This window comes from Prevotella sp. P2-180, assembly GCF_002251435.1.
Classification (GTDB): domain Bacteria; phylum Bacteroidota; class Bacteroidia; order Bacteroidales; family Bacteroidaceae; genus Prevotella.
The window spans coordinates 1-1,743 of the sequence record NZ_NPJI01000040.1; the positions used below are offsets into that span (position 1 = coordinate 1).

A 1,743-nucleotide genomic window follows, 5' to 3' on the forward strand; every position below is an offset into this window, starting at 1 on the left:
GAGAGGTCAGACTCCAAGGTTATGTCTATGCACAAAGAGTTGAGTGTGAAGAGCCGTGTGAGGGGAGACTTTCACGCACGGTTCTGTGAGAGGGTGAGGGTGAAACTCCCTCGCTCTACTCGACCTATGACCCATTATCTATGTATTCATCATAACTTGCCTATTTTCCACACTATTCTTTGTAAAAAGTTGCATATAGTTCAAATGCTTCTTGTTTTGACAAAACTTGCTTATCGTCAATATCCACCAGAGATTTCCACTTTTCCTCTCCTATCATTCCTTTTCGTTGAGCAGTAAAAGATTTGAACTCTTGTTTACTTTTCAGTATTTCACTTACTTTTTCCCATGCAGAATACTGGCTTTCCTTTAACATGTCAAGACTAACGAAGGTTTTCATACATATGATGTCACGACGAGCATCATATTTCATCAATACTAACCCCTTTCCATTTGCCGCGACAAAATTCGTATCATCATGATATATGACAATAGACATGTTCTGCTGGGAAAAAGCAAGTAATGTTTCCCCAATAGACAAGTTTTTATTTTTTAGAACCCTTTCAGCATACCTGTGCAGCATATGTACTGAAATTGCGTTATATCCAGGAACACATTGTATTTTCGTCAAGTATTCGTTAGTCTCTTTGATATAAGCAAATCTTATTATACCAAATTTGCCAGCCCTATTACAATGTATCACAATAATATAGTCTGCATTATCGGTATGATAGTCAAAATACTTCCATATTTTGTCTTTCATTCCTCTTAGCAATTCACTTCTCATCTCCTTTATCCTATACTGCCCCCATCTTATGATTCTTTCATGATCCGCAGACAGAATGCGAAGGAGGTCGCTTGAATTCATTGATGATGTCAACATAACGTATTCTTTTTAAAATAACTTATTCATTTACTGCATATCCATTACTTGCCAATATCCACCCTTGTCAGGTCCTATTCTTTTTAAGAGCCCCATTGACTTAAGGCGTTTTATGTGATACTGTATTCCGTCAATCGTCATACTTTTGAATTGCATCTGCACTTCTTTTACTGTAGCATAAGGGTTCTTCTGAAGACAATTTATTATTTCATCTTGTATACTAGATGTTTTCTTGGTAGTTTTCTTGGTAGTTTTCTTGGTAGTTTTCATGCCCTTTTCATGCCCTACCAAGGTAGTTTCATGGACGTTTTCCGTATTTCCAACTACCCTGGCAGGATACTGATACCTGAATGTTGTCCAAAGCCCGCAGGCATCGTAGCGGAAATCCACCGTTGAGAAGCCATCTTCTTGAATCATAGGGATAGGTTCACTGGTTCGAAAGAGTGAACCAATGTACCTGGCCCTATAACCCTCTTATTTTTCCGCAAATATACAAACTATTTCCCATTCCTCCAAACATTTCTCAGATTATTTACAATTATGTGGCTTCTCTCAACACCATCCAATAACCCCAAGTGTCAAATGTCACATGGATTTCGGGAGGATTTTATTATCTGTAAAGAATGTGCTAAAATGTATCAATATCAATAACATCCAGTTTTGGAAAATCTATATCTCTCAAAATACCAAAATGTTTGTCCTGGCTCACTATATATTTTGCATTGGAATGTATAGTACAATCCACAAATTTATTATCATCTGGATCTGATTCAATCAATTTGAATCTATAAACAGGATTAATGAACAATATGTTATCTCTAGATAATATGGCGTTTACAATATTGGCAGCAACTTTTGGTCAG

Annotated in this window: 3 protein-coding genes; all 3 read right to left on the reverse strand. The window is 36.8% G+C overall.

The genetic code is table 11. The features are described 5' to 3' along the window. Positions 1–172: 172 nt before the first annotated feature. The gene (locus CIK98_RS07385; protein ID WP_141210458.1) at positions 173–760 is read right to left on the reverse strand and encodes a hypothetical protein; all 588 of its coding nucleotides are present in this window, start codon (positions 758–760) and stop codon (positions 173–175) included. Between the two features lie 150 nt (positions 761–910). Continuing rightward, positions 911–1,297 carry a hypothetical protein gene (locus tag CIK98_RS07390; RefSeq protein ID WP_094383623.1) on the reverse strand — a complete coding sequence of 129 codons (387 nt, stop codon included), beginning with the start codon at positions 1,295–1,297 and terminating at the stop codon, positions 911–913. A gap of 211 nt (positions 1,298–1,508) precedes the next feature. After that, positions 1,509–1,688 carry a PIN domain-containing protein gene (locus tag CIK98_RS19055; RefSeq protein WP_371683252.1) on the reverse strand — a complete coding sequence of 60 codons (180 nt, stop codon included), beginning with the start codon at positions 1,686–1,688 and terminating at the stop codon, positions 1,509–1,511. Positions 1,689–1,743 lie beyond the last annotated feature (55 nt).